This is a genomic window from Streptomyces sp. 13-12-16 (assembly GCF_002114215.1).
Classification (GTDB): domain Bacteria; phylum Actinomycetota; class Actinomycetes; order Streptomycetales; family Streptomycetaceae; genus Streptomyces.
This window is the reverse complement of record NZ_NCTE01000628.1, coordinates 1-1,322: the sequence shown is the minus strand read 5'-3', so window position 1 is coordinate 1,322 and position 1,322 is coordinate 1. Positions and strand designations below refer to the sequence as shown.

The 1,322-nt window shown below is 71.6% G+C and carries 1 protein-coding gene; it reads left to right on the top strand.

Features of this window, described 5'->3' with window-relative positions; genetic code table 11:
* Window positions 1-4: 4 nt before the first annotated feature.
* The gene (locus B7767_RS24555) at window positions 5-1,225 is read left to right on the top strand and encodes a glycoside hydrolase family 26 protein (protein WP_085574107.1); all 1,221 of its coding nucleotides are present in this window, start codon (window positions 5-7) and stop codon (window positions 1,223-1,225) included.
* Window positions 1,226-1,322 lie beyond the last annotated feature (97 nt).

Sequence of the window (1,322 nt, the reverse complement as noted above, 5' to 3'; positions counted from 1 at the left end):
CGTCGTGGCCGCCGCCCTGGCGGCCGGGCCCACGACGGAGCCGGCGCCGACCGACGACTCCCGTCCGGCGGCGCCGGCCCCGGACGAGCCCGTGCCCTTTCCCACCGTCCCCGCGATCCCGGAGGCCCCCGCCGTCGACACCCCGTCGGTCCCCGCGCCGGTGCTGCCGGTGCCGCTGCGTGACGTCCCGGCCTTCGGTGCCTTCCTCGCCTCCGACGCCCGCGGCGTGGCCCGCATGGAACAGTTCAGCCGCTGGCTGGGCGGTGCCGAGCTGCGCGTCGGCCACACCTACCTGCCCGGCAACCACTGGAGCGACATCGAGGGGGACGTCGGCTTCCTCGAGTCGTGGGCGCACTGGCGCAACGCCGAGGACGACCGGATGCTCGTCCTCAACGTCCCCCTGCAGGAGCGCAACGAGGAGGGCGTCTCCGACCACGAGGTCCGGCAGCTGCTGCGGCGGGGCGCCGCCGGGGAGTTCGACCACCACTTCCGTGCCCTCGCCGAGCGGCTGGTCGAGCTGAAGGTGCCGGACACGGTCCTGGTGCTCGGCTGGGAGATGAACGGCGTCACCTACACCCACCGCTGCGGCCCCGACCCGGAATCCTGGAAGAAGTACTGGAACCGGATCGTCAGGACCATGCGCGCGGTACCGGGACAGGAATTCCGGTTCGACTTCACGCCGAGCCGCGGCCGGGACGCCGTTCCCTGGACCCAGTGCTACCCCGGGGACGAAACGGTCGACATCATCGGCATGGATTCCTACGACCAGCCGGCCGGGCACTCCTTCGACGAACAGGTGGAGGAGTCGTACGGACTCCAGGCACATGTGGATTTCGCGAAGGCCCACGGAAAACCGATCTCCTATCCCGAATGGGGGCTCTTCCGCAACGGCGACAATCCCGAGTACATGCGGCGCATGCTCGCGTGGATCGACAAGCACAAGCCGCTCTACAACACGCTCACCGACTACTGCCCGCACGGGGTGTGGCAGTGCGACGACAATCCGGACTCGTCCCGCGTCTACAAGTCCGTCCTCTTCGGCCGCACCCACGAGGAGGAGCCGGACACCACGCCGGAGACCCCGCTGCCCACTCCCGCACCGACCACGCCCGGGACACCGCCGCCGCCGGAGAACTGCTCGCCGCTGGACCTGGGCCAGTGGGTGGAGTACTGGCTCGGCGGAAGGCTCTGCCTCCGCTTCGACTGGTGGTCGCGCACCCGTTAGGGCCGCCCCGGCCGCGTCACCGCTGCACATCGGCGGCGGTGGCCGGGCCGGGCACCGAGGCGGCGGGGGCGGGGTCGTCGTCCCGGGCGGCCCGCCT